The organism is Fontisphaera persica, assembly GCF_024832785.1.
In the GTDB taxonomy this organism is placed as follows: Bacteria; Verrucomicrobiota; Verrucomicrobiia; order Limisphaerales; family Fontisphaeraceae; genus Fontisphaera; species Fontisphaera persica.
In genome coordinates this window covers 1,291,446-1,318,243 of record NZ_CP116615.1, presented here as the reverse complement: position 1 = coordinate 1,318,243, position 26,798 = coordinate 1,291,446, and the positions used below count along the sequence as shown (strand labels likewise).

21 protein-coding genes and 2 tRNA genes are annotated in these 26,798 nt (G+C 58.2%); 13 read left to right on the top strand and 10 right to left on the bottom strand.

Annotation, left to right across the window (positions count from 1 at the left end; all coding sequences use genetic code 11):
• Nucleotides 1–46 precede the first annotated feature (46 nt).
• Nucleotides 47–1,483, top strand: coding sequence for a phosphoglucomutase/phosphomannomutase family protein (locus NXS98_RS04595; protein ID WP_283847298.1), 1,437 nt, complete (start codon nucleotides 47–49; stop codon nucleotides 1,481–1,483).
• Here NXS98_RS04595 and NXS98_RS04590 read toward each other — a convergent pair.
• A complete protein-coding gene (locus tag NXS98_RS04590; protein ID WP_283847297.1) occupies nucleotides 1,473–3,752 on the bottom strand; it encodes an OPT family oligopeptide transporter in 2,280 nt (759 codons plus the stop codon). The genes NXS98_RS04595 and NXS98_RS04590 overlap by 11 nt on opposite strands.
• Nucleotides 3,753–3,921: 169 nt before the next feature.
• On the opposite strand from NXS98_RS04590, the gene NXS98_RS04585 reads away from it, so the two are divergent.
• The 5 genes from NXS98_RS04585 to NXS98_RS04565 all read left to right on the top strand — a co-directional run bounded on the left by NXS98_RS04585 (nucleotide 3,922) and on the right by NXS98_RS04565 (nucleotide 9,358).
• Nucleotides 3,922–6,894, top strand: a complete 2,973-nt coding sequence (locus NXS98_RS04585; protein ID WP_283847296.1) for an ATP-binding protein — start codon at nucleotides 3,922–3,924, stop codon at nucleotides 6,892–6,894.
• Between the two features lie 136 nt (nucleotides 6,895–7,030).
• Nucleotides 7,031–7,294 (top strand): PLDc N-terminal domain-containing protein, encoded by a 264-nt coding sequence (locus NXS98_RS04580; RefSeq protein ID WP_283847295.1) that lies wholly within the window; start codon nucleotides 7,031–7,033, stop codon nucleotides 7,292–7,294.
• 39 nt (nucleotides 7,295–7,333) lie between these two features.
• Nucleotides 7,334–8,062 carry a glycosyltransferase gene (locus tag NXS98_RS04575; protein WP_283847294.1) on the top strand — a complete coding sequence of 243 codons (729 nt, stop codon included), beginning with the start codon at nucleotides 7,334–7,336 and terminating at the stop codon, nucleotides 8,060–8,062.
• A 73-nt stretch (nucleotides 8,063–8,135) separates the two neighbouring features.
• The gene (locus NXS98_RS04570; RefSeq protein ID WP_283847293.1) at nucleotides 8,136–8,651 is read left to right on the top strand and encodes a DUF2249 domain-containing protein; all 516 of its coding nucleotides are present in this window, start codon (nucleotides 8,136–8,138) and stop codon (nucleotides 8,649–8,651) included.
• 230 nt (nucleotides 8,652–8,881) lie between these two features.
• Complete coding sequence (locus NXS98_RS04565) at nucleotides 8,882–9,358, top strand: (2Fe-2S)-binding protein (protein WP_283847292.1); 477 nt, start codon at nucleotides 8,882–8,884, stop codon at nucleotides 9,356–9,358.
• Between the two features lie 29 nt (nucleotides 9,359–9,387).
• Here NXS98_RS04565 and NXS98_RS04560 read toward each other — a convergent pair whose 3' ends face one another.
• Nucleotides 9,388–9,564, bottom strand: a complete 177-nt coding sequence (locus tag NXS98_RS04560; protein ID WP_283847291.1) for a hypothetical protein — start codon at nucleotides 9,562–9,564, stop codon at nucleotides 9,388–9,390.
• A 27-nt stretch (nucleotides 9,565–9,591) separates the two neighbouring features.
• Between NXS98_RS04560 and NXS98_RS04555 the strand changes: the two genes are divergently transcribed.
• The 4 genes from NXS98_RS04555 to NXS98_RS04540 all read left to right on the top strand — a co-directional run bounded on the left by NXS98_RS04555 (nucleotide 9,592) and on the right by NXS98_RS04540 (nucleotide 14,785).
• Complete coding sequence (locus NXS98_RS04555; RefSeq protein WP_283847290.1) at nucleotides 9,592–11,502, top strand: xanthine dehydrogenase family protein molybdopterin-binding subunit; 1,911 nt, start codon at nucleotides 9,592–9,594, stop codon at nucleotides 11,500–11,502.
• A gap of 65 nt (nucleotides 11,503–11,567) precedes the next feature.
• Complete coding sequence (locus NXS98_RS04550; protein WP_283847289.1) at nucleotides 11,568–12,599, top strand: XdhC family protein; 1,032 nt, start codon at nucleotides 11,568–11,570, stop codon at nucleotides 12,597–12,599.
• Nucleotides 12,596–13,180: a nucleotidyltransferase family protein gene (locus NXS98_RS04545; RefSeq protein WP_283847288.1), complete on the top strand. Its 585-nt coding sequence runs from the start codon at nucleotides 12,596–12,598 to the stop codon at nucleotides 13,178–13,180. The genes NXS98_RS04550 and NXS98_RS04545 overlap by 4 nt, the downstream gene beginning before the upstream one ends.
• Before the next feature lie 117 nt (nucleotides 13,181–13,297).
• On the top strand, nucleotides 13,298–14,785 hold the full coding sequence (locus NXS98_RS04540; RefSeq protein ID WP_283847287.1) for a Gfo/Idh/MocA family protein: 1,488 nt from the start codon (nucleotides 13,298–13,300) through the stop codon (nucleotides 14,783–14,785).
• A gap of 12 nt (nucleotides 14,786–14,797) precedes the next feature.
• Here NXS98_RS04540 and NXS98_RS04535 read toward each other — a convergent pair whose 3' ends face one another.
• The gene (locus tag NXS98_RS04535) at nucleotides 14,798–15,316 is read right to left on the bottom strand and encodes a hypothetical protein (RefSeq protein WP_283847286.1); all 519 of its coding nucleotides are present in this window, start codon (nucleotides 15,314–15,316) and stop codon (nucleotides 14,798–14,800) included.
• 126 nt (nucleotides 15,317–15,442) lie between these two features.
• The gene (rsgA, locus tag NXS98_RS04530) at nucleotides 15,443–16,525 is read right to left on the bottom strand and encodes a ribosome small subunit-dependent GTPase A (RefSeq protein WP_283847285.1); all 1,083 of its coding nucleotides are present in this window, start codon (nucleotides 16,523–16,525) and stop codon (nucleotides 15,443–15,445) included.
• A gap of 160 nt (nucleotides 16,526–16,685) precedes the next feature.
• On the opposite strand from rsgA, the gene NXS98_RS04525 reads away from it, so the two are divergent.
• From NXS98_RS04525 to NXS98_RS04515, 3 genes are all read left to right on the top strand, one after another.
• Nucleotides 16,686–19,259 carry a DEAD/DEAH box helicase gene (locus NXS98_RS04525; RefSeq protein ID WP_283847284.1) on the top strand — a complete coding sequence of 858 codons (2,574 nt, stop codon included), beginning with the start codon at nucleotides 16,686–16,688 and terminating at the stop codon, nucleotides 19,257–19,259.
• A gap of 46 nt (nucleotides 19,260–19,305) precedes the next feature.
• Nucleotides 19,306–19,830, top strand: a complete 525-nt coding sequence (locus NXS98_RS04520) for a hypothetical protein (RefSeq protein ID WP_283847283.1) — start codon at nucleotides 19,306–19,308, stop codon at nucleotides 19,828–19,830.
• Nucleotides 19,831–19,966: 136 nt separating this feature from the next.
• Nucleotides 19,967–20,788, top strand: coding sequence for a hypothetical protein (locus tag NXS98_RS04515; protein WP_283847282.1), 822 nt, complete (start codon nucleotides 19,967–19,969; stop codon nucleotides 20,786–20,788).
• A 12-nt stretch (nucleotides 20,789–20,800) separates the two neighbouring features.
• Here NXS98_RS04515 and NXS98_RS04510 read toward each other — a convergent pair whose 3' ends face one another.
• From NXS98_RS04510 to NXS98_RS04485, 6 genes are all read right to left on the bottom strand, one after another.
• Complete coding sequence (locus tag NXS98_RS04510; protein WP_283847281.1) at nucleotides 20,801–22,258, bottom strand: PLP-dependent transferase; 1,458 nt, start codon at nucleotides 22,256–22,258, stop codon at nucleotides 20,801–20,803.
• A complete protein-coding gene (locus NXS98_RS04505) occupies nucleotides 22,255–23,415 on the bottom strand; it encodes a trans-sulfuration enzyme family protein (protein ID WP_283847280.1) in 1,161 nt (386 codons plus the stop codon). The genes NXS98_RS04510 and NXS98_RS04505 overlap by 4 nt, the downstream gene beginning before the upstream one ends.
• Nucleotides 23,416–23,566: 151 nt before the next feature.
• Nucleotides 23,567–23,641: transfer RNA gene (locus NXS98_RS04500), tRNA-Glu, on the bottom strand.
• Between the two features lie 60 nt (nucleotides 23,642–23,701).
• Nucleotides 23,702–23,777 (bottom strand) — tRNA-Lys (locus NXS98_RS04495).
• Nucleotides 23,778–23,931: 154 nt separating this feature from the next.
• Nucleotides 23,932–25,839, bottom strand: coding sequence for a CotH kinase family protein (locus NXS98_RS04490; RefSeq protein ID WP_283847279.1), 1,908 nt, complete (start codon nucleotides 25,837–25,839; stop codon nucleotides 23,932–23,934).
• A complete protein-coding gene (locus tag NXS98_RS04485) occupies nucleotides 25,823–26,620 on the bottom strand; it encodes a formylglycine-generating enzyme family protein (RefSeq protein ID WP_283847278.1) in 798 nt (265 codons plus the stop codon). The genes NXS98_RS04490 and NXS98_RS04485 overlap by 17 nt, the downstream gene beginning before the upstream one ends.
• Between the last annotated feature and the right edge of the window lie 178 nt (nucleotides 26,621–26,798).

Here is a 26,798-nt window from a genome sequence, read left to right as displayed (position 1 = left end):
CTCACGATTCGAGATTGTTCGCTGCAAGGCAGTCCTTCGTCATTTTATGAGCACGACCATCAAGTTTGGCACCTCCGGCTGGCGCGGTCTCATTGCGCGCGATTTCACTTTTGATAATGTCTATCTGGCCACGCAAGGCATTGCGGATTACCTGGCCGCAGAACGCCAACAGCCGGCATCACCGCTGGCCTCCCGCAAACCCCAGTTGGTGGTGGGCCATGACACCCGTTTTCTCGGGCGCGATTTTTCCCTCGCGGTCGCCGAAGTCTTGGCGGCCAACGGATTCACTCCTCTGCTTTGCAACCGGGATACCCCTACGCCGGTGATTGCTCATACCATCCGGCGCCGCAAACTTTTGGGCGGCATCAACCTGACGGCCAGCCACAACCCGGCCGAATACCAGGGCTTGAAATTCTCCAATTACAAAGGGGCTCCTGCCCCGCCGGAAACCACCCGTCAAATCGAAGAAGCCATCGCGCGCCGGCAAAAGGACGGCTGGTCCTTCAAGCCCGCTCCCCTGGGCACCTTTCAATGCAAGACGCTGGACCCAAAGCCCGATTATTTTGAGCAAATCCACCGGCTCATTGATTTCAAAGCACTCCGCAAGGCCAAGCTCAAAGTGGCCGTGGAGCTGCGCTACGGCACCGGCCACGGTTATCTGGACACGCTGTTGCAGGAGGCGGGGGCGGAAGTCACGGTTTTTCATGATGAATTAAACCCGCTGTTTGGCGGCCATCACCCCGAGGCGGACGCCGCCGGCATGGCCGAAGTCAGTGCTTTTATTCGCCGTGGAAAAGCTCAATTGGGTCTGGGCTTGGACGGAGACGCTGACCGCTTCGGCATTGTGGACAAAAGCGGGCAATGGCTCACCCCAAATCAGGTGCTGGCCCTGGCTCTTTATCACCTCAAGAAAAACCGCGGTTGGGAGGGCGCGGTGGTGCGGACGGTGCCCACCAGCCACCAGGTGGATGCCGTGGCCCAGTGGCTCGGGGTCAAGCTCCATGAGACCCCGGTGGGCTTCAAATACATCGGCGCTTTGATGGAAAGCGAACCTATCATTGTCGGCGGCGAGGAATCCGGCGGCCTGAGCGTCCAGGGGCATGTGCCGGAAAAGGACGGCATACTGGCCTGCCTGCTCATGGCCGAGCTGGTGGCGGTAGAAGGCCGGTCGCTTGGACAAATCCTGAAAATGTTTGACCGCCAATTCGGCGAATTTCACACCACCCGCATCAACATTCGCGTGCAACCTGAAGCCCGCGAGGCCCTGCTCCAGAAACTGGGTTCAGGTTTGGAAAAAATCGGCGCCAGCCGGGTGCAAAAGGTTATCACACTGGACGGTTACAAATTCCTGCTCCCGGACGGTGAATGGGTGGCATTCCGCCCCAGCGGCACCGAGCCTTTATTCCGTTGCTATATTGAAGCCCGCAGCGCGGCGCGTCAAAAGCGGCTTGAATCCGCCTGCCGTGCTTTGCTCAAGCTTTGACAGGCATCGGCGGGCGGCGTCCTGCCTGCCAAAGCACCAGGGCCAAGACCAAAAAAGGAATCAGCGAAAGCAAATCCGCCAGCGGCCCGGCATACATGGGATTGTGAGTCTCGGCCCAGCGGGTGATGGCCTGCTCCACCCGGTCAAAGAAACCGGCATAAAAGGCAATCAAGGTCCCCGCAATGGCACCCCCTGCAATGTAACCCGAAGCCATAAGCACCCCGGGACTCTTGTCACTTTCCGCCGCCAGTTCTGCCTCGGATAAATTGGCCGGGCGCAGCCGGCTGCGCATTTGCCGGTCCACCAGCCAGCGTACCACGCCACCCGCCAAAATCGGCGCGGAAGAAGAAATGGGCAGATATACCCCCACCGCAAATGCCAGCGAGGGCACGCCAGCCATTTCTAGAATCAAGGCAATCATGACTCCAAACAAAACCAGGGCCCAGGGCAACTGGCGGTCCAGTATGCCTTTAATGATGTAAGACATGAGGACGGCCTTGGGAGCGTCAAACTTACGCACTTCGGTGCCATCAGGCCGCTTGGAGTAATGGCCATTCACCCCCGGATCCACCAGATAAACTGCCCGTCCCTGCTCGTCCACCAGGTACTTCCCCGGTGGGCCGTTGGTGGCGTCAGTCTTGTGCCATACGAAATATGCGCGCTGGTCCTCACGCGCTTGCGGCCCGCGCAATGTTTCCCGATCCAGCAAGAGGCTGACATCCGTCCGCAAGCCTGGCGCCACCTCTGCGGCGGGCACATACACCGTGGCGGCCTCATTAAGTTTCAGCAATATGGGCCCCAATGCCAGAGCCGAGACCAGGGCTCCCACCAGAATCGCGATTTGTTGATATTTGGGGGTGGCTCCCACCAGAAAGCCGGTCTTCAAATCCTGGGAGGTGGTGCCGCCATTGGAGGCCGCAATGCAAACAATGGCCCCCACTGAAAGCGCCGTAACGAAATACGTGCCGCCCGTCCATCCCATCAGCAGGAATATCAGGCACGTCAGCAACAGCGTGGCCACGGTCATCCCGGAAATGGGATTGGAGGACGAGCCGATTTCACCGGTTAACCGGGAGGATACGGTGACAAATAGGAAACCGAAAACTACAATCAATAACGCCCCCAGAAGATTCATGTGCAGCGAAGGCGAGAACAAAATCGCCAGCACCAACAGCACAATTCCGCCCAACACGAAGTGCATGGACAAATCCTGCTCCGTGCGCGGCACGGTGCCGGTGGGGCCACCCGCGGCCTGCAAATCCGCCAGTCCGCTCTTCAGTCCGTGCCATAGCATGGGCAGCGAGCGCAAGAGGCTGATGATGCCGCCGGCCGCTACCGCTCCGGCACCGATGTAAAGAATATAATCCTGCCGCACCTGGGTGGGCGTCATCTGGCTGATGGGAATTTTCCCCGGCGCCAATGGCGCGCTCAACCCTTCCCCGAAAAATTTAATTAAAGGAATCAGCAGGAGGTAGGACAACATGCCCCCCGCACATAGCACGGCCGCTATCCGCGGCCCGATGACATATCCCACGCCCAGCAATTCTGGGGAAACCTCCACGCCCACAGACCCTCCCTTGAAAGGCCCGCCAAACACCACCCCTGGGATGTCCTTCCACCCTTTCAAAGCCAGCATGACCGTTTTGTATAATAGACCAATGCCAAAGCCGGTGAAGATGGTGTGCGCGCTAAGCGCGGCCTGGGCATGGCTTTCATGTCCCGCGGCGGCGGCCGCCCGTCGCGACTCTTCCGAGGCTCCGGCCTTGAGCACCTCGGCGCACGCTGTGCCCTCGGGGTATTTTAACCGCCCATGTTGCTGCACGATCAACGCCCGGCGCAGCGGGATCATCATCAGTATTCCCAACAACCCGCCCAAGACTGCCACCAACATCACCCGGCCAATTTCCAGGTCAAAACCCAGAATCATGATCGCCGGCATGGTGACGCCCAGTCCAAACGCGATGGACTCTCCGGCCGATCCGCCTGTTTGAATGAGGTTGTGCTCCAAAATCGTGGCGTCGCGTCCCCCCGCCTTTGCGTACATGCGGAATAAGGCAATAGAGACTACCGCCACAGGAATGGAGGCGCTGACCGTCAAGCCCACTTTCAAAACGAGGTATAGCGAAGAGGCGCCAAATAACAGGCCCAGCACGGCGCCGGTAATTACCGCACGCAGCGTCAATTCCGGCAGCCGTGCTTGCGGTGGAAGATAAGGTGTGAAAGCGGGAGATTCACCGGACGTTGAATCTTGGCTGCCTGAATTGCTCATACGGGCACGCGCGCAACCTAGCTAAATCCTGACCGGGCTGCAACCGTTTTGACCTAAAAAACATTTGATTTTTTTGGCAAAAATCCGATATATTTCAAGCAGTGTTAAAGTACCTGCAACAGCGGAGTAAGGGGGCGCTGGTTGCAGTCTTAAGCATTGCACCGCCGCCATGAAACCAGACCATTCGTACAAGCGCTCCTTGTCCAAAGGAATCGAGTTATTGCACGAGCACATGACCGAAATCGTGGCGCTGCACGAATTGGTGTGCGACGAGGCGGGCGCCCCTGTGGATTACCGCATTCTGGACACCAACCCCGCCTTCACCCATGTGACGGGGATAACCTGGGAAAAGGCCAACGGCAAATTAGCTTCCGCGGTTTATCAGCAATCCCCCCCTCCTTATCTCGACATTTATGCGCGCGTGGCCCAGTCCGGCATTGCTGAACAATTTGAGACGTACTACGCGCCCATGCGCAAGTACTTCCTGATTTCCGTTTTCTGTCCCAGTCCCGGGCAGTTTGCCACGGTGGCCACGGACATTACGCTGCGCAAAGAAAAGGAAATCGAAGCCCACCGGCTCAGTCATCTTTATGCCACGCTGAGCATGGTGAATCAGACCGTGGTGCGCTCCCAAACCGAGGAGGAGATGTTGGAAACCTGCTGCCGGGCAGCCATCGAAAAGGGTGGGTTTTGCCTGGCTTGGGTGGGAAAATTGGACGCACAGACCCAGCAAGTGAGACCGGTAGCGGCCTATGGACTGCATCCTGTTGATAAAGAAGAAATCATTGTCTATGCCGACGAACGGCCCGAGGGACTGGGGCCTACTGGCACCGCCATTCGCACTCAGCAACCCGTGGTGTCGCGCCTGGATGTCGCTGACCCTCGCCTGGCGCCCTGGAAACATATTATTGAGCACCATCAAATCACCAGTTGCGCTTCTTTTCCCCTGTACGATACCTCCGGGATTTGGGGGGCTTTGACGGTCTGCAGCTTCGCTCCCGATGCCTTTACGGAGCGTGAAATTGCCTTGCTCGAGGAAGTGGCGGCAGACATGAGTTTTGCCCTGAAGCGACTGCAGGCCGAACGGCGCCAGCTTCAAATGGCCAAGCTGTTGGAAGAGCGCGAACGGCAGCTCCAAACCCTTTTGGCCAATATCCCCGGTGGGGTTTATCAGTGCGATGTTCACGCGCCTTGGCGGGTGCATTTTTTCAGCGAAGGCTCCGAAGCCATTACTGGTCGCCCGCCAACCGAATTCACCGATGGCAAACTAACCTACGCCGACATGGTGCATCCGGAGGACCTGGCGGAACTGGACCGCATAGTGGAAGAGGCGGTCGGCGCTCACCAGCCTTATGAGGCCACTTACCGCATAGTTCGTCCCGACGGAGGAATCCGCCATGTTTTTGAGAAAGGGCGCGCGCATTATGATGAGAAAGGCAAGCCCATATTTCTGGAAGGCATCGTATTGGACATCACCGCGCAGCGCCATATAGAACGCCGCCTGCAAGCCACCCAGCGGGAGTTGGAAGCCGTTTACGAGCAGGCACCCATGATCATGCTGTTGCTGGATGAGAAATTGCAAACACTGCGAGCTAATCGTGCGGCGCGCCGACTGGGCGGGGCTACCGATACTCACTGGAACGCCTGTTTCAAAGGAAGTGTGGGGGATTTGATCAAGTGTGTGCATGCTGTTACAGCGCCTAACGGCTGCGGCTCGGCGGAAGTCTGCCTGCAATGCCACTTGCGCATCAGTCTCCAGGAACTCCTGGCATCCCGCCAATGCTGTACGGAGGTGGAATGTCAATTGCAACTGGCCGGTAAATCACCCCAAGAACCCCTTCATCTGCAAGGCAATGTCTGCCGGGTGGAGGTTGACGGCCAGCAGCGTCTGCTGGTCTGTCTGAGTGATGTAACCCAGCGCATCCGGGTGGAAATCGAGCGGGATCATTTACAACAACAATTGTTTCAGGCGCAGACAATTGAGGCCATTGGCCAGCTTGCCGGCGGCGTTGCCCACGACTTCAATAATATCCTTTCCGCGATGATGCTGCACTACCAGGAATTGCTCGAAGAAGAGAGTCTGTCGCCACCCGTGCGGAATGCCATTACCGAATTGAATCAGTTGGCGGAACGTGCAGCCAATCTCACCCGGCAATTGCTGCTGTATAGCCGACGTTCCCCCATGGAGAAAAAATCCGTGGATTTGAATGGCTGCGTCATGGATATGCAGAAGCTTTTGCGCCGGACAGTGGGGGAAAATATTGAAATTACCTTTACTCCTGCGCCTGAACCGCTGTGGCTGCATGCCGATGTCAGCCTGTTGGGACAAGTATTATTAAACTTGGCCGTCAATTCCCGGGATGCCATGCCCAAAGGAGGGCATCTGCACATTGCCGTAAGCAAGCAGCAAATGGCGGAGCCTGACCTCGGTGAACATCCCCAAGGCAGGCCGGGATGTTTTGCGGTGGTGACCGTCACGGACACTGGCTGTGGCATGCCGCCGGAAATCATGGCCCGGATTTTTGATCCCTTCTTCACCACCAAAGAGCCGGGTAAAGGCACTGGATTGGGATTGGCAACGGTGGAAGGCATCGTCAAACAGCATGGAGGCTGGGTCGAAGTCCGTAGTGAAGTGGGCAAGGGGACTACTTTTGCTGTGTATTTGCCTTTGGCGGCTCCAGAAAATGCGGTCACCGCGAGCCCACCAGCTTCCCCTGCCATTGTCAGGGGGTCGGAAACGATTCTGGTTGTCGAAGATGAACCCGCCGTCCGGAGAGGTCTGGCCAACTGCCTGCGCCGGGCCGGTTATCAAATCCTTGAAGCTGAGCATGCCCATGAAGCCCTGCAGATTTGGAATCTGAGCAAAGACCAGATTGCCCTGGTGTTCAGCGACATGGTTTTGCCCGGCCAAATGAGCGGCTTGGAGCTGGTGCAAACGCTCCGTGCAGAGAAGCCGGACTTGCGCGTCATTTTTTCCACGGGCTACAGCGTCGAGCTGGCCGAATGGGAAAAAATGATTGGCGGGGTTTTCGCCATCCTGCCCAAGCCCTATACCATTTCCAAGTTAACCAACATCATTCGCGAAGTTTTGGAAAAGCCACTGGCCCCCGCCCCTGCGAATGCCAGCTTATCGCCGACATGATTGGACTTTCCGTCCACTTCTTGCGGTACGGACTGACGCAAGCATGGCGGATGCATCCACATAATGGCTGAGGGCGGCGCATTATGGCGAGATGCACGCTTGCCAGCCGGTCTATGCCCGGTTATCTTGAGTGGGTATGGGTGACATCCTGAACCGTTTTAGTTTCAGCGATCCCAAGTGGAATCTGCAAATCGCTGCCTGCATGTTCATCATCTGGCTGGCCTTGACGATTTGCACCCTGTCCAGCTTGAATGCTCAGGGGTTCACCCGCCGCCAGCGTCTCTTCTGGATTATTATTATCACCGCCCTCCCCTTGGTGGGGATACTGATTTACCTGCCGTTTTCCATCCGTTTGGACAACTATCCCACCCTCAAAATGCTGCGCAAGGAATTGAAGTAGTCCGCGCGCGGCCTTTGGTATTCCCGCGCCTCTCAGACTGTGAAGGTCTCTGTTGTCATACCGGCATTCAACGAAGAGAAGCTGTTGCCCGGTACTTTGCTGGCCCTTAAGTCAGCGGCGGAAACTTCATGGGGTCAGCGAGGTTGGCCATGGGAAATCATTGTTTGCGATAACAATTCCTCAGATCTTACGGCCCAAATTGCAGCGGAGGCAGGCGCCCGCGTGGTATTTGAACCCGTGAATCAAATTGCCCGAGCGCGCAATACGGGCGCTCGCGCTGCGCGTGGCGCATGGTTGGTTTTCATGGATGCCGACTCCCGTCCCTCCCCTGGTTTGCTGGCCGAAGTCGCGGAGGTCATGGAAAAGGGCGCTGCGGCCGGCGGGGGCGCCTTGTTGCAATTTGATGCCTCGGCTCCATGGGGGCATTGGGCCGTAAAGTTTTGGAATCTATGGAGCCGCGCCTTGCGCTGGGCGCCTGGCTCTTTTTTATTTTGCCGCGCGGAGGCCTTTCATGAGCTGGGCGGTTTTGATGAAACACTCTTTGTTTCAGAGGAAATTGACTTCAGCCGCCGGCTCAAACGCTGGGCGCGCCAGCATCATCTTCAAGTCACCATCCTCAGCCGGCATCCCTTGCTGACCTCCGGACGAAAAACCCACCTCTATACGCTGGGCGACCATTTGCGCTTCATTGGCCGCTCCCTCTACATGGGCACGCGCCTTTGCCGTACTCGCCAGCATTGTGGCATCTGGTATGAAGGCCGCCGCTGATTCACCGGCGGCCATTCCCTGCCATTTTGATATGCGTCAAAGACAAATGGCCAGTACATGCTATCTTTGAGTCATGCCTAATATTGAACTCGATGTCCGCACGTTGCCCGCCGGGCAACGGCACAAGCAGGTCTTCGCGGTGTGGGGTGAGTTGCCCGAAGGGGCCGTGATGGAGCTCGTCAATGACCATGATCCCTTGCCGCTTTATTATCAATTTGCTTGCGAACATACCGGTGCCTTTCATTGGGAATACCTGGAAAAAGGGCCGCAAACCTGGCGCGTCCGCATCGCCAAGGGATATTATCCCGACCCCGGCTTCAAGCCGCCTCGCAAAAAATCTGCCGCTACCTCCCCTTCTGACTGCCCGTTGACCGTGGACACCCGTCCACTTTTTCAACGCGGCGAACCGCCCTGTGCCTTGATTGATGAAGCGGCGGCCCAGACCCCGCCAGGCAGCAGCTTCGTGCTGCTGGTGCCCTTCGAGCCGCTGCCACTCTATGCCAAACTGGCTCGCGAAGGTTTCACCCATCGGTCAACCATGCAACCTGATGGCACCTGGAAAGTGGAGTTCTTCCATGAAAAAAGTTAGGGGCATGGAAGCCTCCCCATCCCAGGCCACACCTCCAGTTGTTGCATTATAAATCAGGGGGCCATAGCGATGACGGCTTTTCAAGAAGCTTACGTCAGCGCTTAATGGCTTTGCCTTTGATACGGTTCAAAAGGGATTGCCAATTGCCCTAAGGGACGGTGCTTTAGCTTGCGCCAGGCTCATTCTGCCTTGTCACCGCCTGCTCGCCGCGTTAATAGTCAGGCACAGCCATGCCTACCGCTTTTACTTTGACCGTCAACGGCCGGCGGCACACCGTGACCACCGATCCTGCGCGACCGCTGTTGCAAGTGCTGCGCGAAGATTTGGGGCTGACCGGCACCAAATATGGATGTGGCGAAGGCCAGTGCGGCGCCTGCACCGTGCTTATGGACGGACGCCGCGAGCACGCCTGTCTGGTTCCCGTCAAGGATGCTGTTGGCCGGCTTATCACCACCATTGAGGGCCTGTCTCCCAATGGCCAACTTCACCCTGTGCAGCGCATTTTCCTGGAAGAAGTTGCCATGCAGTGTGGCTATTGCACCTCCGGCATGATAATGGCCACCGTAGCTTTGTTGCGTGAAAACCCCAGCCCGTCCCCACAGGAAATCCTTGCCTGGATGAATCCCCATATCTGCCGGTGCTGCGGTTATCCGCGTATTTTGAAAGCAGTCCGGCGCGCCGTTGCTGAACATCCCAAAGCCTCATGAACTTCGCCCAAATATTCCCTTCGCCTCCCTTACAAGACGATGGCGAACACGCCGACGCCGTCGAGTTTGACTTTGGCCTGAATCGCCGCCGCTTCGTTCAAGTTCTCGGGGCCGGCTTGCTTATTGTGACTGCCGTTAACTCCGTGCAAGGCCAGGACCGTGGCGGGCGCGGCGGCCAGGGACGAACGCTGGCCAGCCGTTTGCATATCGCACGTGATGGGAAAATCACGGTGATGACTGGAAAAATTGAAATGGGCCAGGGGGCGCGGACCCAATTGACGCAGGCTGCTGCCGAAGAATTGCGGGTATCGCCGGAGCAGATTCAAATGGTAATGGGGGATACCACCCTGACCCCAGACGACGGCATTACCGCCGGCAGCCGCACCACACCTTCCACCGTGCCAGCCGTGCGGCAGGCCGCCGCAGCCGCGCGTGAACTTCTCGTTCGCACTGCCGCACAAAAATGGGGGGTGGAGGCGGCCGCACTGAATATCCAAAACGGGCGTATCACCCATCCGCCCACTGGCCGCTCCATGAGTTATGCGGACTTGGCGCAAAGTGGCGAAGCCGACAAGATACTTCAACAACGCCTCCCCGCCGAGGTTCAGGTCACGCCGGTATCCCAATGGCGGGTGATGGGGCAATCTCTCCCGCGTGTCAATCGGCAGGCCCTGGTGACCGGGGCACACCAATATCCCTCGGACATGCGCCGGCCGGGAATGTTGTATGGCAAAGTGCTGCGCCCACCGTCCTATGGGGCACGTCTGGTCTCGGTGGATATTGCGCCGGCTCGCGCCATGGAGGGAGTGGTGGCGGTGCACGATGGTTCTTTTGTGGGTGTGGCCGCTCCCACAAGCTGGCAGGCGGAGCAAGCCCTCAAGGCCATTGAGAATACGGCCCGCTGGGATACCGCGCCCCATCCATCCTCCCGCGAAGTATATGATTATTTACGGCAGCGCGCCCAAGGCGGAGTGCCGCCGAATCCGTTTGCCAACGAGTTGGCGCAAGCCGCCCGGCGGCACAAGGCCACCTATCATGTGGCGTATGTTCAGCATGCTCCCATGGAAACCCGCACCGCCCTCGCAGAATGGCAGGACGGCAAACTTACGGTCTGGACAGGCACCCAGGCGCCTTTCGGGTATCACGGCGACCTGGCCCGCACTTTCCGGCTGCCGACAGAAAATGTGCGCGTGATTGTGCCGGACTTTGGCGGCGGCTTTGGGGGCAAACATACGGCCGAGGCGGCCATTGAGGCGGCCCGCCTGGCGCAGGCCGCTGGCAAACCTGTTTTGGTTCACTGGACCCGCGAAGAAGAGTTCACTTGGGCCTACTTTCGACCGGCCGCCGTCATTGATATCGAAGCCAGTTTGAATGAGGAAGGGCGATTGACCTCGTGGTATTTCCTCAACATCAACTCTGGCGCCGCCGCTGTGGACACCCCTTACCGTGCTGGTAACGCTCGCAGCCGTTTCCTCAACTCCAATTCGCCGCTGCGCCAGGGCTCTTATCGCACCCTGGCCGCCACCGCAAACAACTTTGCCCGCGAAGCCTTCATGGACGAGCTGGCAGCCCTGGCCGGGCGTGATCCGTTGGAATTCAGGCTGGCTCATCTGGAAAATGAGCGTATTCGGAATGTGCTCCAGGAAGCCGCGCGCCGTTTCAACTGGCAGGAGCGATACCGGCAAAAAATCCCCAACTGTGGCGTGGGATTGGCTTGCGGCACTGAAAAGAACTCTGTGGTGGCCGCCTGTGTTGAAATCGAAATTGATACCGTGCGCCAGACCATCGTGGTCAAACGCTTGTGCGAGGTGTTTGAGTGCGGCGCCATTATCAATCCCGACAACCTGATGGCGCAGGTGCAAAGCTGCATCCTCATGGGGCTGGGGCCGGCTTTGCGCGAGGAAATGCAATTTCTAAATGGTAAAATGCGCAATGCCGCTTTCAGCAAATACCCCGTGCCACGCTTTGCGGATGTGCCCGAAATGGACATCCACCTCCTCAACCGGCCGGATTTACCCAGCGCCGGGGGCGGCGAGACTCCCATCATCGCCATCGCGCCCGCCATTGCCAACGCGGTTTACCATGCCACCGGCCGGCGAGTCCGCGCCATGCCGATACGCCTGGCTGAAGCACAAGCCATGTGAACTCCCCTGCCCCGTTGCCCAACCATCCTGCGTCCACTCACGCACTTTGGCGAAGAGCGGACGCCTTGCTTAATGAAAAACGGCCTTTCGCCGTGGTCACCGTCTTGAGCGCACAAGGTTCAACCCCGTTGCCGGCGGGCGCTCATGCATTAATTGAGGCAGATGGCGCCATTCATGGGACTGTGGGGGGAGGAGCGGTGGAGGCGGAAGCCATTCGCCAGGCAATGGCCGCGCTCACCACGCAAGAGCGAAGGGTATTTGACTTTGATTTGCACGGCCCGGGGCCGCACGATCCCAGTCCCATCTGTGGCGGCCGCATGCGCCTGCTCGTGGACCCGCGCCCCGCCGAATTCGCAGAGGCATTGTCAAAGCTCCTCAATGCTTTGGCGGAACGCAAGCGGGGCTGGTGGATTTTTGGGCTTGGCGAAAAAATGCCGTGGAATCTTCGATGTTATTTCACTGAGGCAGGCCAGCCCTTTCCCCGGGGTGGATTGCAGGAGGCCCTGTGCATTTCAGCCGGTCTTTCAACCGAAGCCGCCGTTTATCTGCCGCCAATCCCCGGCCAGCGCGGTGAAATACTCATGGAACCCGTTGTACCCGTTCCGCGATTAGTCATGGTGGGAGGCGGCCATGTGGGCCAGGCAGTGGCCGCGCAGGCTGCCCTTTTGGGATTTGAAATCATTGTTGTCGAAGACCGCCCGGAATTTGCGCGGCCGGCGCTTTTCCCCCCAGGCACGCACACGCTGTGCGGGGACATTGAGAAAACGCTGGCGTCCCTATCTTGGGACAGGGATACCAGCGTTGTGCTGGCCACCCGCGGCCATCAAAAAGACGCAGAAGCTTTGCGGATTTGCATTCAGCGTTGTACCGGCTACCTGGGCATGATTGGCAGCCGGCGCAAAGTGCCTTTAATGCGCCAGATGTTTCTGGAACGCGGCTGGGCTACTGCCGAACAATGGGAAAAAGTTTATGCGCCCATTGGGCTGGATATTGGGGCGGTTACGGTGCAGGAAATTGCCACCGCCATCCTGGCCCAAATTATTGCGGTACGCCGCAAAGGCAACGCGCCACGTATTCCACTGGCTTCAGATTCATGACCAGCGCCATCATCCTGGCGGCCGGCCAGTCCCGGCGCATGGGCCTCCCCAAGCAGCTATTGCCTGTGGATGGTGTTCCGTTGTTGACCAAAGTCGCCGCCGCCTTTCCACCAGAGTTGGTGAAGCATTTGCTGATTGTCATCAGGCCGGACTCCAAGGGCCTTCGGCACCTTGTTGCTCTTCCTCATGTGCAGTGGGTGGAAAATCCCGCCGCCGAGGGCGACATGCTCAGCTCCGTGCGCTGCGGCCTGCGCGCCTTGCCGAAGGGCACTGAAACGGTAATCGTGACTCCGGCAGACCTTCCGGGGCTGACCGCTTCCTTGACGTGTGCGATGCTTGAGGCTTGGCGCAATTGCGGCAAATCCATACTCGTACCCGTGTTTCAGCGACGGCGCGGTCATCCCCTGGTTTTCTCCGCCGACTACCTTACGGAAATTCTGAGCCAATATGACAGCGTGGGCTTGCGTGGATTATTGCAAGCCCATCCGCATGAGGTCTTTGAATGGGAGGCCCCCAGCGCCTCCGTTTTGGATGATTGGGATACTCCCGAAGATTGGCAACGCTGGCAACAACGTTGGTAATGACACAGACCGGCATCTGTCATATCACTGGGAACCGGACCACAGATGGGCTTGTCAGGGCTACGCACCTGTTTTAGGGTGGCTGTGCAAGCAACATCATCAAACAACTGAATTTTTATGAAACGCCGTCATTTCCTCCGAAACAGCGCCATGGCCGCCGCTGCATTGACCATAATTCCGCGCCACGTTTTGGGTGGGGCCGGCCAGGTGTCCCCCAATGAAAAGATGACTGTTGCCCTGATTGGCTGTGGCACCCAGGGCTTGCGGGAAATGGCCCATGAGTTGAAGCAGCCAGAACTGCAATACGTGGCGGCCTGCGACCCAAATCAGGACTCGCAGGATTACGTGGACTGGTCCAAAGATGGCATCCGCAGCATGGTGGCGGAGGCCATTGGCCAGCCCAACTGGCGCAAAGAACGACCTGGCATTCCCGGGGGCCGTGAAGTGGCTAAAGTCATGATCGAAGGCGCCTACGCGCAGCAACGCCAGCGCAGCCAATTCCGCGGGGTCAAGACCTATGCCGATTTTCGCGAGTTGCTGGCTAAAGCCAGCGATGTGGACCTGGTCAAAATCATGACCCCGGACCATTTGCATGCCGTGATTGCGGTGATGGCCATGAAAAAAGGCAGAAAGGTGGTCACACATAAACCTCTCGCCAACCGGGTTTCGGAAGGCCGCTGGGTCATTGAAACGGCCCGGCAAACCGGGGCCGCAACCCACTTTTTGCCGGCGAATGCCGGCGATGCCGTGCGCCGGCTGGCACACTGGACGCGCCAGGGTGTCATTGGCCGGCTGAAGGAAATCCATAACTGGTCCAACCGTCCTGTCTGGCCGCAATACGCCACCCTGCCCACAGACCGCCCGCCGGTGCCCAAAGGTTTTGATTGGGATTTGTGGCTTGGGCCTTCCCTTCCCCGCCCATACCACCCCCATTACACCCACGCCGTTTTTAGAGGCTGGTACGAGTTCGGCGGCGGTCCGATTGCGGACATGGGACATTACAGCTTGTGGCGGGTGTTTCAGGAACTGAATCTGGACGCACCAATTCTCGTCGAGTCCACTCCCAGTCATGTCTGCGAAGTCCGCGACCAGGTGAGCGTGGTGATTGCCAACGATTATTCCTTTCCCGTGGCCAGCACCGTGCGGTTCAAATTCCCGGCCAGGGGAGACCGGCCGGAAATCAACCTGTACTGGTACGATGGCGGGATGCGGCCTCCCACCCCGCCGGAATTGGAAAAGGAAGGGGGAGAGTTGCCGCCCGAAGGCATGATGTGGGTGGGGGATGAACGAATCATTATAGCGGGTTTCTTGGGACAAAATCCACGGGTGTTGCCCGCGCCCAAACAAGACCTGGACGCTTTGCGCCCGCCGCCGCGTGAAGCGCCCAATTGGACCCACGCGTTACGGCTAGGGCAAAAAACGGACGGCGACTTCCTGCTGGCCGGCCCCATTACGGAAGCGTTCAATCTGGCCGCAGTTTCCTTGCGGCTGGGAGGAAAAAGATTGCTCTGGGATGCCGCCCGCGGTGCCATCACCAATCGCCCCGAAGCCAATCGTTATTTGACGCGGGAATACCGCAAAGGGTGGGAACCGCAGTTCATTTAAGCCGGCTGCGCCTCAAGTTACCGCCTTGGGGCAAATAAGTAATTGTTTCTCTACGCCCATAGTGGCCGGGGCGAACTCTACCCACCACCCGCTTTCGCGCAAGGTATCCATGAGGTATTGCACAACAAACGGATGCAGACCGGCACAAGTGTAAATGCCCCTTTGGTTGGGAGCGCGGTGGATGCGGGGCAGGACTTCATCCCGCAGGCGAATCAGCTCCTGCTGAATGGTGGCGCCATGTTCGTTTTCCAAGGCTTCAAACAGCTCGGCAGGGGTGGGCAGGGATGCCCCATGACGCACCAGCCAGTCGTAGGGTTCAACGGCAACATCCTGATACCGTTTCCATCCCAAACCTTCCAGCTCCAATAAAAGCTCCTGCTTGTTACTTAGATCAAACAGCGTGATGCGGCTGCGCTTCCCGCCATCCCACATCATCATGCGCCTTCGCAACAATTCCCGTTCCTCGTCAATCTTCTTGACGGCTTTTTGCTGCACCTCATCCGGGGAGGGTAATTTGGCGGCTCGCTTCATGAGTTTAATTTTGCCCGTCCAGTAGAAGACGGTCAAGCACGTGAAAGCAGTCAATCCTTTAGAGGGGGGCAAAATCACGAAACGGGCAAATACCAAGAGGAGTGGACCGATAAATAATAAATCATGCTACTCCTCCTCGTGCGCCGCTAGAAAGTCCCTTGGCCGGCCCCCGCCCCGCCGATGTCGCAGGCGGCCGGCTTTCTCTAAAAATTCCAATTCCTGCCGCAATTTATGGAAACTGGCCAGGCGTTCCCGGGAAAGTTGCCCTGCTGCCACCGCGGCCTGCACCGCACATCCTTTTTCCACTGAATGGGTGCAATCATTGAATTTGCATCCAGCGGCCAGCGCAAAAATGTCCGGAAACGCTTCCGGCAGGCTTTCGCCGGCCATCCAGAGATGAAATTCGCGCATGCCAGGCGTGTCAATGACCAGCCCCCCATTGGGGAGCACGATGAGTTCGCGCCAGGTTGTCGTGTGCCGCCCCTTATGGTCTGATTCACGCACTTCCGCCGTGGCTGCCACCTCCTCACCATAAAGGCGGTTAATGAGACTGGATTTTCCCACCCCGGAAATACCCAAAAATACCACGGTTTTTTGCGGGACAATGTATTCCCAAAGTTGTTTGATACCTTTCCCTGTTTTGGCGCTGACCGTCAGCACCGGCGCGCCTCCCGCACAAGCTTTGGCCGCAGCGACCTGCTCCGCCACCGTCTCGCTCAGGTCACATTTATTAAGCAGCACCACGGGTTGAATACCGCCTTCCACCACCATGAGCAAAAAGCGTTCCAGCAACCGCGGATTGAAGGTGCAGTCCAAGGCCTGCACCACGAAGGCCGTTGCCACATTTGTCACGAGGATTTGTTCGCTGACCTCTTTTCCGGCCACCTTTCGGGTTAAACAGGTTTTCCGGGGTAAAACCTGCTGAATCACGGCTTTTTCTTCGGCGGGATAGGCGATTAATGCCACCCAATCCCCTACTTTGGGCAGGTCGCCTGGCTGGCGCGCGCGATGCAGAAGGCGACCGGCTGCCCTGGCCCGCAACGCTCCATGCCGGGTAAAGACAACGTAATGATGTTTATCTTCCACCACCACCCTGCCCGGCTCCCAGGCGGGCTGCTGCAAATCCTTGAAACAGGCCTCCCATTCCCAATTCCAGCCTAGCGTCTCCAGCGTCAGATGGGGGCGTTTGTCTGTGTTGCCACCGGTCATGTCCGTCCGTTGCTATCAGACACGCCAGCCCATGACAACCTCCAATTATTTGCCTACGGCTGTCGGCCGCCAAGGCTAGCGGAACGGCTGAATAAACATGGTGCGGCTTCCAATCTTTTGCGGGCTTCACCCCCGGCTTGAACTGAGCTACCTTGAGGACGTGGACACGCTGAAGGATGCCTTGAACGGGACTGCCACCTTGAGCCAATCGGTGGTAGTGCCTGACCTTTGGCAAACCCAAGCCGTCAATGCCTTGCGCGAGGGAAAGGATGTCGTGGTGCAAGCCCCCACGGGCGCAGGCAAGACGCTTATTTTTGAGCTGTGGTCCAAACAAGGCAAAAATCGCGGCCAAGCCATTTATACCGTCCCCACCCGGGCACTGGCCAACGATAAACTTGCCGAGTGGCGCGCGCGCGGATGGGACGTGGGCATTGCCACGGGCGACCTGGCGGAAAATCTGGAAGCTCCCATTCTTGTTGCCACACTCGAAACCCAAAAGTATCGGCTGGTGCGGGGCATGGGTCCCAGCCTGCTAGTGGTGGACGAGTATCAACTTATCGGCGACCCCGACCGCGGCCTGAACTATGAGCTGGCTTTGGCCCTGGCCCCCCCACAAACCCAGTTGCTCCTCCTCAGTGGCAGTGTTGCCAATCCGCAAGACATCGTACGCTGGCTGCGCCGCCTGGGCCGTAAAGCGGTGCTGATTGAGGATAAAGTCCGCCCGGTACCGTTGGAGGAGGTGGATGTGGAGCGGCTTAGTTACAGGTTGCCCGGGGAAATTCGCGGTTATTGGGCACGTTTTTGCGCGCGGGCTTTGGCGGAGGGGCTGGGCCCCATTCTGCTGTTCGCTCCCCGGCGGGCCAACGCCGAAAGCATCGCCAACGAACTGGCGCGCCAGTTGCCCTGCCCTCACCCCCTCACGCTAACGCTGGAGCAAAAACGTTTGGTGGGCGAAGACCTGGCCCGCATGCTCAAAGCTCGTGTCGCCTACCATCATAGCGGGTTGAGCTATGCCGCCCGGGCGGGGGTGGTGGAGCCTTTGGCCAAAGCCGGAGCATTGCGCGTGGTGGTGGCCACCATGGGCTTGGCGGCAGGAATTAATTTCTCTCTGCGCAGTGTGGCTTTGGCGGGAGATTCTTATCGCCGGGACCAACTGGAACAGGCCCTGCGGCCGGATGAAATCCTGCAAATGTTCGGGCGGGCCGGGCGCCGCGGCATTGACGAGACCGGCTATGTGCTCGTTGGCCCCAATGAAATACGGCTGCGCGATGGTTACCCGGCACATTTGCAGCGCAACGGCATGGTGGATTGGAATACGTTGTTGGGCTTGATGGCCGCAGCAGCCGAAGCGGGCCGTGAGCCCTTTGCCGAGGCAGTGCGGGTGCAGGAGCGTCTTTTCACCACCCGCACGGTGACGCTGGGGGTGGAAGAATGCCTGAAAAATCCTGAGGCCCCCTGCGGTCTTAAAACGGATGCCGAACGTGCCCGCCATGTGCGGCGCAAGGTGCAACAAATGCTCAACAGCCGCGCCGAGTGGGAAAACCTGCCCCCCCTCACCGACCGCCCGGCAGGCGAAGTGCGGGTGCTGCAGGCGCCGCCGACACCTTTATTGGATGCCTTAAATTTGTTACCCCCCCAAGACGACACCGCCGAAACCGCGCAACAGCGTGCCAACTTGGCCGCCAAGTTGCAATGGCTGTCAGCACTTTCTGTGCCCCAAGCCCTCGAAAAACTGGGGCACGGCACCCTGGTGGTTTTGGAGCAAACCTCCGAGGCCCATCCTGTTCATGGACGGGCCATCACGGTGGCCGACATCTTGCACGATGGCCGTCTGGAAATGGTGAAGTGGGTGCGGCGGTTATTGCACTGGCAAGGGCGGGTCACGACCCGCGAAACTTGGGAAAACACGGTGGAGCCTTTGCTCCGCCAGCGTTTTGCCGCTCAGCGCCTGCCCGTCATCCGCTTTGAGGCACGCGGCCACAAACTGGTGGCTCTGGTGAGTCTCGCTCAAATGGCGCTTCGCGCCGCTGTGGACCGTCACGGCGTGCCGATTTTCAGACCCATCCTGCGCGAAGTCTTGCCTTCTGATTGCCAACGCTGTGCTTTCATTCAAACCTGCCGCCAACTCCCCACTGGCAGCGGTGCCGCCATGCTCTGGCGGCGGCTGGGACTGGTGGGTGCCCGGGGGGTGCCGACCCTACGCGGCAGGGTGGTCAGTTTCTTCCACCAAGGTGATGGATTGGCCATAGCTGCGGGGCTGGAAGACGAAAACTGCCCGTTGGATGAAATGATTTATGAGCTGGCCAATTTGGACGCCGGCTTCCGTTTTTCCGGCGATGAGAGCCGTTGGGCAGGCCGCCTGGCGATGGCCTGCCAGAAACTCTATGGCCTGCAAACCATTCCTGGTTATCTGGAAAATGGCCTGCCGCCGCACTATGGGGCTGGCGCCGAGCAAATCGTGGCCGCGGTTCATCGGCAACCCGACAGCAAACATCGTTTTATCAACGAATGGCTCGGCGTGGGCGATATTGATCGTATCATTATTGAATGGCGCAGCACTTTACGGCAAATTGCCCACTCTCCTTCACTAGACTGGCCAAGATGGCAGGAACTGCAGCAACGGGCCAGGGCCATCCTGCAGGAAACAGAATCACCCACCCTCACCGACCTGCCCTCTTTGGACTTCCAGCAACTGCGCCGGGTGGACCACCGGCTTGCCTTGCGGCGGCATTGACCAGGACACCATTGCCACCTCGTTCAGAAAGTGGCATGCTGTTCGCGTGAAGAATATCTGGCTTGTTTGTCTGATTATCCTGAGCCTCCAAAGGCTGGGATTGGCCCAAGAAAGCCACGGCGGCGATTCGTACGACGAGGTAGGACTCGAACAAAAAATCTCCCCCGCCATGATGCGCTGGTTTCGCGCGGGTCTTCCCGCCGATGCGGCCGGCTTGGGCATCGCCCTCGGCAAGGTTTTGTCGGTCAAAATAGCACGCTATTGCGAACAAGGCGGGCCTCAATGCGGGTTCAATCCCACCTGCGGACACAGCCCTTTAACGTGGGGCACCACCAGCTCCTACCAGATCAATGGACTGATCATCCGCCGTCATGGGGTAAAGGCGCCGGAAAAAATTGAGAATTACGTTAACGCCCCAGGCGCCAACAGCCTGCGAGCTGGCGAGCAAGTTTGGATCGCCTTTCATACGCTCAAGTCCAACCAGGTTTTGCGTGTCTCTCTGGTGGAGCGCGTGCCCCAAACCAAATCCACGACAGCCTCCTCCAGCAATTCGCCGGCGGCCAAACCTTGAGCGGCAGGCCAGCCGAACGGTCCAGCCCACGGTTGAACAAGGTTGGGAAAAATGTTGGTCACCGGGAAACTTCTTTGATAAAAAGTCCCCCGGGAAGGCGTCTAAAGCATGAACCTTGCACGAAAGTGGTGACCATATGCGATATAAATTGGCAATCATTTTGTTGGTCGTGGTCTGTGTTTTTCTGGGCGTGGCCTTGATCAACGTCAGCAGAAAAACCAAAGAGCGGGAAAAGGAATCGGTGACCATCCAAAAGACCAACTGGGTGGAAATCTCCAACACCCTGGCGGCAACTTCCTCCAAGGTAGAGGAACTGCAACAGGTAAACACACACCTTACCAACCAATTAGTGGCCGAGCGCCGCAAGGTTGACACGCTGACCGGCGAGGCCAAACGCCTGGAGGGTACCCTGCAGCGCGTCACCGCTGAGCGCGACGATCTTAAACAGGAAATTGAACAGGTCAAGAAGGCGGCGGCCGAAGCCGCGGCGGTGGCGGAAAAGGAAATCGCCCGTCATACCACCAAAATTGCCGAGCTGGAAAAAGAGCGCGAGGTGCTAACCCGCAGCATGGAGCAGTTGACCAACCAGATTGCTCAGTTGGAGGTAAAAATCGCTGAGACTGAAAAACAACTGGCCACCGCCACCGGCCAGAATGATTTTCTGCTCAAGGAATTGCAACGTTTGCGCGCCGAAAAGGCTGAACTGGAGCGCCAGTTCAATGACTTGAAGATTGTCAGTGAACAGAAAAAGAAACTCACCGAGGAACATCATATCGCCCTGCGGCTGGAGTGGATGCGGCGCGGCTTGTACCAAGACATGCGTGGCGGCGAGCGTCTAACGCGGGGGCTGCCCAAACCGGCGTCAGCGGTTACGAATGCGAATTTGGAGGCGGAAATCCGCCGCAGCGGCAGCAGCACCATTAAAGGGGCCACCAATACGCCCCCGGCGCCAAAATAAAGCCCCTGCCAATTAATCAGGCAGGGCGGATTGAATCCGCTGCCACAACGCTTCTGGTTCCTCCAGACCGATGGAAAGCCGGATGAGATTGCGGGATACGCCACATGCCTCTGCCCAATCCAATTCCGTGTAATGCGCCAACAAGGTGAAGGGGCAGGCGAGCGTGAACACCGTCCCCAGGCTGGGGCCTTTGTTGACGGCTAAACGGTCATAAATTGCCGGAGCCGTGCGGTCGGCATGCCGCGGCAAAAAGGTGACCAGGCTTCCCCACCCTCCGCGAGGCCGACGTACTGACTCATAAACTTCGGCGAATTCCCATTTTGGATACCACACCCGCTCCACGGCTGGGTGAGCGCGCAGTTTTTCAGCGATCCAAAGTCCATTGGCGTTGTGACGTTCCATGCGAGAGGGGAAATCACGGGCTTGCCGTTCAATAATCATGGCCTCCTCACCCCACAACAAGTCTTCATGATGCGCCCGCAAGATTTGCTTTAATGGCTCATAGAAGGGTGAGCGGGGGTTGCATATCACGGCGCCTCCCATGGCATCGGCCGTGCCGACGATATATTTAGTCAAACTGGTCGCCACCAGGTCAGCATAGGGGCTTAAATCCACATTGTAGGGCGTGGCCACCACATCATCCGCCACCAGCGGCACGCCGCGCTCGCGCAGCAAGGGAGAAACCCGCCGTAAATCCGCCGACCCCAGCAGAGGGTTGCCGGGGATTTCGCAAAAACACGCCGCGAGCTGCTGGCGGTTTAGCAGCACCTGGAGCTCCTGCTCTACACGATCCAACCGGTGTAGGAGCGTCGCGCCGTCCCCCACTTTCTGTTGCAACTTGAGCGTGTCCACATAAGGAAAACCCAACTGAACGGTGGGGTGGCCCGGCCGCAACAGGCGCACTGCGGCCAGCGCCGCATGTTGCGCCGCCATACCCGTAGGTTGCAGAAACACATCCCCTTCCTCCACCTCGTAAAAGGCCGCCAGATGCTGTCGCAACCTGGCCCGAATGGCAGGGGTTTCGTCGGGCTCACTGCGGCCCTCCAGAAAAGCCTTGGCCTGCCGGCTGGATACAATCAGGCCGGTGTGCTGCCAAAATGCCTTTAAGACCAAACCGCCATCCAAGGAGGTAACCACTCCCCAAAGGCCGCCTTTTTGCAGGGTCATGCCGTCGTGACCATGACGGCGTAAGAAAGCCAACGCCAGGTCTGCCACGCGCGCGGAAGGAAATGGCAGGCAGGCATTCCAATTGCCTAGTTGCATGGCGGCCTGCTGCACCAGGGGATGAATCACGAAGCGCGGATAGCCATTCCGCAATTTATGGATGGTTTCGGGACGCTTTTCTTCGTATCCCACCACATCCTGCCAACGCGGCAAAGCCATGGAGACCGCGTGCTCATCCTCCGGCAACGGACGGCCCAAGTCCTCTGGCTGCCACCGCGGCTGCTCCAATAATTCCCATGCCTTCATGGCTGCAATGCTCCCAGTGCGCATTCCAAATCGGCGCGCAAGTCCTCTAGGTCTTCCAGTCCTACGCTCAGACGCAGCAGACCATCTCCTATGCCCACCTGCCGCCTCACCTCAGCCGGCACTGAGGCATGAGTCATGGTGGCTGGATGGCAAATCAGGCTTTCCACTCCTCCCAGACTCTCAGCGAGGGTGATGTATTTCAGCTTGCGGCAAAAAGCCAGCGCCTGCTCCACCGAGCTATTTAATTCAAATGTCACCATACCAGAACCTCCGCGCATCTGCCGGCGCGCCAGGTCATATTGGGGATGGCTGGGCAAAAAGGGATAGCGCACCAATTTAACTTTGGGATGTGTTTCAAGCCAGCGAGCCAGCTCCAACGCCGTCGCACAATGCCTTTCCATGCGCAAAGCGAGGGTCCGCTGGCCACGAGCTGTCAACCATGCATCAAAGGGACCGGGCTGCAAGCCCAAGGCTTTCTGGGCAAAAATCATTTTCTCCTGCCAGCCGGCTTCATTCGTCACCACCACCCCTCCCAGGCTGTCACTGTGGCCGTTGATGTATTTGGTGGTGGAAGAAAGCGACAGCGTGGCTCCCAATTCCAGGGGGCGCTGCAGGTAGGGCGAAGCAAAGGTATTATCCACCACCACCGGCACTTCGGCTTCCCGCGCCACGGCGCTGACGCCGGCAATGTCCACAATCTTAAGCAGGGGATTGGTGGGGCTTTCCAGCCAGACCAGAGCAGGACGCAACCGCTTAATGATGCCCCAATGCTCAGTCCGCGCCATGTCCACATATCGCGTTTGGATGCCAAATTTGGCCATCACCCGCTCCAACAAGCGATACGTGCAGCCATACAGGTTTTCCTCGGCCAACACCAAATCGCCTTGTTTCAATGTGCTCAGCACCGCCGTAATCGCAGAAACCCCACTGGCAAAGCAGGTGGCATATTGGCCTCCTTCCAACGAGGCCGCCGAACGCTCCAATAAACGAAAATTGGGATTGCCGGAGCGGGTGTAATCAAACCCGTCTGGATTACCGCTGGCAAAAGTGCTGGTTAAAAACACGGGCGGCATTACGGCGCCTGTGCTCCCGCTAAAACCACAGCTTTCGTGCACCGCCCGTGTGCTGAAGCCGGGTTGTTTGTCGTGTGTTTCCATGCCCTGCATAAATCCCCACTACCATTGTAGTCATTAAAATAGCTTTTTCACTTGAAAAGCTCACCTTTTATTGCACATCAAGTTGGCGCGACAAGCGTAAAAGCTTGCGCTGAACCATTGGCAATACCGGAAGAGGATGCTGACGGAGGTTTGGCGACCCCACCGGGACTCGAACCCGGGCTACCACCGTGAAAGGGTGGTGTCCTAACCGCTAGACCATGGGGTCTTGCGCCGCAGGTGAATAGCACTTTCCCTGCAGCTTTGTCACGATACTTTTCCAAAAATCTGGTGGGTTGGCTGGGACTCGAACCCAGGACCAATAGCTTAAAAGGCTACTGCTCTACCGACTGAGCTACCAACCCCCGCCGACAAAGCGGGCGCAAAATCTAAACAACCCAACCCCACCGCGCAAGTCCTTTGTCAAAAAAATTTCCGCCGGCGCATGCATGACTTGGATGCGCGGCCCTGCCGGAAATGTCGTTCACCCATGGCGGTGCCGCAAGCAGAAAAAAGGGCTTATTCGATGACATAGACTGCCGCAGCGGGCGGGCCCCAGGCACCTTTGGACTGGCGAATACGGGCCGTCACGCGCACCTTGCCGCTTTCCAGCACAAAAGGCCCCTCATAGAGACGGGCGGCGGAAGAGGGGTTGCCCCCCGGTTGTCTGGGGTCTTCACCATTCAGCGTGTAATAGATTTGCTGTTGGGGCGCATTGGTGCCGTCCAAGGCTATTGCGGTGCCGGCCGGAATCAGGACGGGACGGGGACTGAAACGGGGCGCAGGCAAAAATTGCTGATCCAGCCAGTTCATCCTGCGCACGATCCAATTGGTCAGGTATCCCACAGTTGCCTGGTAGGTACGGTTGCGGGCATCTGCCTCAGCGTTGGGCCAGACATACTCCCCCAGCCGGGGCCAGCGCTTGAATTCGCGCTGCTGGGCCTCTTCCAGAAGTTGCGCGTAGGTTGCGATGCGGGCCAGCAGGTTGCTTGTGGCAAAGAGTTGGCGCCGCAATTCGGCATACCTATCAGTGGCTTGCTGGTCAAAATCAGGATCCCGAAAAAGGCGGCCATACCACAAATCCCGCCCCCCCACTGCCGCCCAATACCAGCCATGCGGATTGTCGCCGTCCTGATAGTTCACGTTGCCAAAACTCAGGTTGCGATCCCAAATCGGCGAAAGTACCAGCTTGCCGCCGCGGTCTTTGTGCATGAACACACTGAGCGTGTAGCCATCAATGGTTTTGGACATCTCGACAATCCAGAAGTAATCAATCGCCGTGGGCACATCCAAATACTGGCGATAGCCGCGCTCGGGATGAAGCCATTGCCGGTCATTGAGGGAAGTTTCAAATTGATTCATCCATTGCCGGATGTATTGCTTTTGAGCAGGCGCCAGTTTTTCCCCTTTGGGATATTCGATGCCCAAGGTCATTCCCCAGGAGGTCTCAAAGCCATTGTCGTTGGCGTCCAGCCGGTCCCGTTTCAGGATGTACCCGCCGGTAATCGCGGGGTAATTGGTGTCTGACGGTGTCAATTTGGCGATGTTCACGCGCTGCTTGCCTTGTTTGATTTTTTCCAACAAGACATAAACTCCCTGATAATCCCGGGCGGTCAGCGGTTGATTGTGCCGCGCTAGGAACACCTCGACAAACCGCCGCCGCACCGAGTAATGCCCCATGGCCTCCCATAAATCGTACGCCAGAACATCGCGCATCAAGGTTTTATCACTGTAGGGCCCGTAAAGCACCCAGTCCGATTCCGTCGGCAATCCAAGCAGGGGGGCTTTGGCATCCTCCAGGACATTTTCGTCCCAGCATTCAATGCCATACGAGCTTTTGGGCGCCCGCCGCGAACTGGAGCCACGATACTCCAACCCAATGCGGCCCTGCCACTGCGGGACGCCCTGCAGCGATGCCCGGCCTTCGTTGGTGTGCCAGGTCATCATCCAGGCCGGGTTTTTAACGTCGTCCACCACCGGCCCGCCAAAGGTATTGATTAACACCAACGGTAAATTGGAGTTAAACGCAACAACCTCTGGACTCAACAAGGTATAAGCCGCCGCCCCAACCGGCCCGGCTGGACGCCCCTCGATGAACACCCGAGCGCGAAGGTACAGGCTGCGGTTCACTTCCAATGGTTCACGATAAATGGGCGCATTGGTGGTGGGCGCGCTGCCATCGGTAGTGTAGCGCACTTCACCCGGCCCGTGGTAACGCAAGGCCACGGTGGCACGATTGGTCAACACCCCGCCCGGCGGACTAAACAATACCACCGCCTGCCCTTGGTCGGGGGAATCGGGTCTCCGGGCTGCCTGTAAGCCACAACAAGGCACCATGGCCAGCAAGACACCCCCCAGCAAACCTGCGGCAGGGCGGAAGTTGGCAAGGCGACAAAAGCGTGCCGCTATCTCATAAATCTTTAACACAACGAAAACCCAAGCCGTCATAAGTGCCATAGGGCACGCTGCGGGCGCGATCTGTGGTGCGCCGCGTGGACTCGGCCTGATAATAGGCAATGGCGCCCCCGCCGCGAATCACCTTGAACTTTTTGCCGTATTCCAACTCCCGCTGGGAGTTGCCCGGATAGGCTTCATACCAGCTCGATGTCCATTCCCACACGTTGCCTGCCATGTCATGGCAACCGTAGGGAGAGACATCGTCGGGAAAACTGCCCACTGGCCAGGTCTTTTCCTTTCCCTCGGCGCCACTGGCGGTTTTTTTGTTTCCGGGATCATTGCCCCAGGGAAAAGTCCAGCCGTTGGTGCCGCGGGCGGCTTTCTCCCATTCTGCCTCAGTGGGCAAGCGTTTGCCTGCCCAACAGGCATAAGCTGCGGCATCTTCAAAACTGACATTTACCACCGGATGCCGGGCCAGTTGGGCCGGCATTTCCCCACCGGGCCAATCCACCGGAGGTTTGCGACCGGTGGCCTTAAGAAAACGTGCATACTGCTCGTGAGTCACCTCATACTTATCTATGTAATAAGCCTTGAGATAAACACGGTGGGGCGGACGCTCATCCGCGTCGCCTTCGAGGCTGCCCATAAGGAACGGCCCAGCCGGCACTAAAACCATTTCAGCGCCATCCTTGGCCGTGATGGATTTGGCTGGTGCGGCGGCATATAACTCCCTGCCGGTAGCGATGGCCATCACCATTACCAGGGCCACGGCCGTCATCAGATGTCGTTTACCTGCGCAGTACAGGGCCATGCTTCTTAGTTTGAGCAAAGCCCCCCGCCCCCGCAAGCGGAATGGTGGGCATGGTGCCTGGCCTCAGCTCTTGGAGAGCAAGAGGAAGACAAGGGAGGAAGCGGAAAAACGCAGGCGGGGAATGCCCATCCCCTGCCCTTCCCACGCATTATGGCTGCGGCAGAGCCCCATTTCGGCG

Coding starts and splice junctions, on each gene's coding strand:
- NXS98_RS04485 (WP_283847278.1), bottom strand. CDS start 26,620: ATGGCCCTGTACTGCGCAGGTAAACGACATCTGATGACGGCCGTGGCC.
- NXS98_RS04585 (WP_283847296.1), top strand. CDS start 3,922: ATGAAACCAGACCATTCGTACAAGCGCTCCTTGTCCAAAGGAATCGAG.
- NXS98_RS04515 (WP_283847282.1), top strand. CDS start 19,967: ATGCGATATAAATTGGCAATCATTTTGTTGGTCGTGGTCTGTGTTTTT.
- NXS98_RS04505 (WP_283847280.1), bottom strand. CDS start 23,415: ATGGAAACACACGACAAACAACCCGGCTTCAGCACACGGGCGGTGCAC.
- NXS98_RS04565 (WP_283847292.1), top strand. CDS start 8,882: ATGCCTACCGCTTTTACTTTGACCGTCAACGGCCGGCGGCACACCGTG.
- NXS98_RS04545 (WP_283847288.1), top strand. CDS start 12,596: ATGACCAGCGCCATCATCCTGGCGGCCGGCCAGTCCCGGCGCATGGGC.
- NXS98_RS04555 (WP_283847290.1), top strand. CDS start 9,592: ATGACTGGAAAAATTGAAATGGGCCAGGGGGCGCGGACCCAATTGACG.
- NXS98_RS04595 (WP_283847298.1), top strand. CDS start 47: ATGAGCACGACCATCAAGTTTGGCACCTCCGGCTGGCGCGGTCTCATT.
- NXS98_RS04570 (WP_283847293.1), top strand. CDS start 8,136: ATGCCTAATATTGAACTCGATGTCCGCACGTTGCCCGCCGGGCAACGG.
- NXS98_RS04590 (WP_283847297.1), bottom strand. CDS start 3,752: ATGAGCAATTCAGGCAGCCAAGATTCAACGTCCGGTGAATCTCCCGCT.
- NXS98_RS04540 (WP_283847287.1), top strand. CDS start 13,298: ATGAAACGCCGTCATTTCCTCCGAAACAGCGCCATGGCCGCCGCTGCA.
- NXS98_RS04580 (WP_283847295.1), top strand. CDS start 7,031: ATGGGTGACATCCTGAACCGTTTTAGTTTCAGCGATCCCAAGTGGAAT.
- NXS98_RS04560 (WP_283847291.1), bottom strand. CDS start 9,564: ATGCAAACGGCTGGCCAGCGTTCGTCCCTGGCCGCCGCGCCCGCCACG.
- NXS98_RS04510 (WP_283847281.1), bottom strand. CDS start 22,258: ATGAAGGCATGGGAATTATTGGAGCAGCCGCGGTGGCAGCCAGAGGAC.
- rsgA (WP_283847285.1), bottom strand. CDS start 16,525: ATGACCGGTGGCAACACAGACAAACGCCCCCATCTGACGCTGGAGACG.
- NXS98_RS04535 (WP_283847286.1), bottom strand. CDS start 15,316: ATGAAGCGAGCCGCCAAATTACCCTCCCCGGATGAGGTGCAGCAAAAA.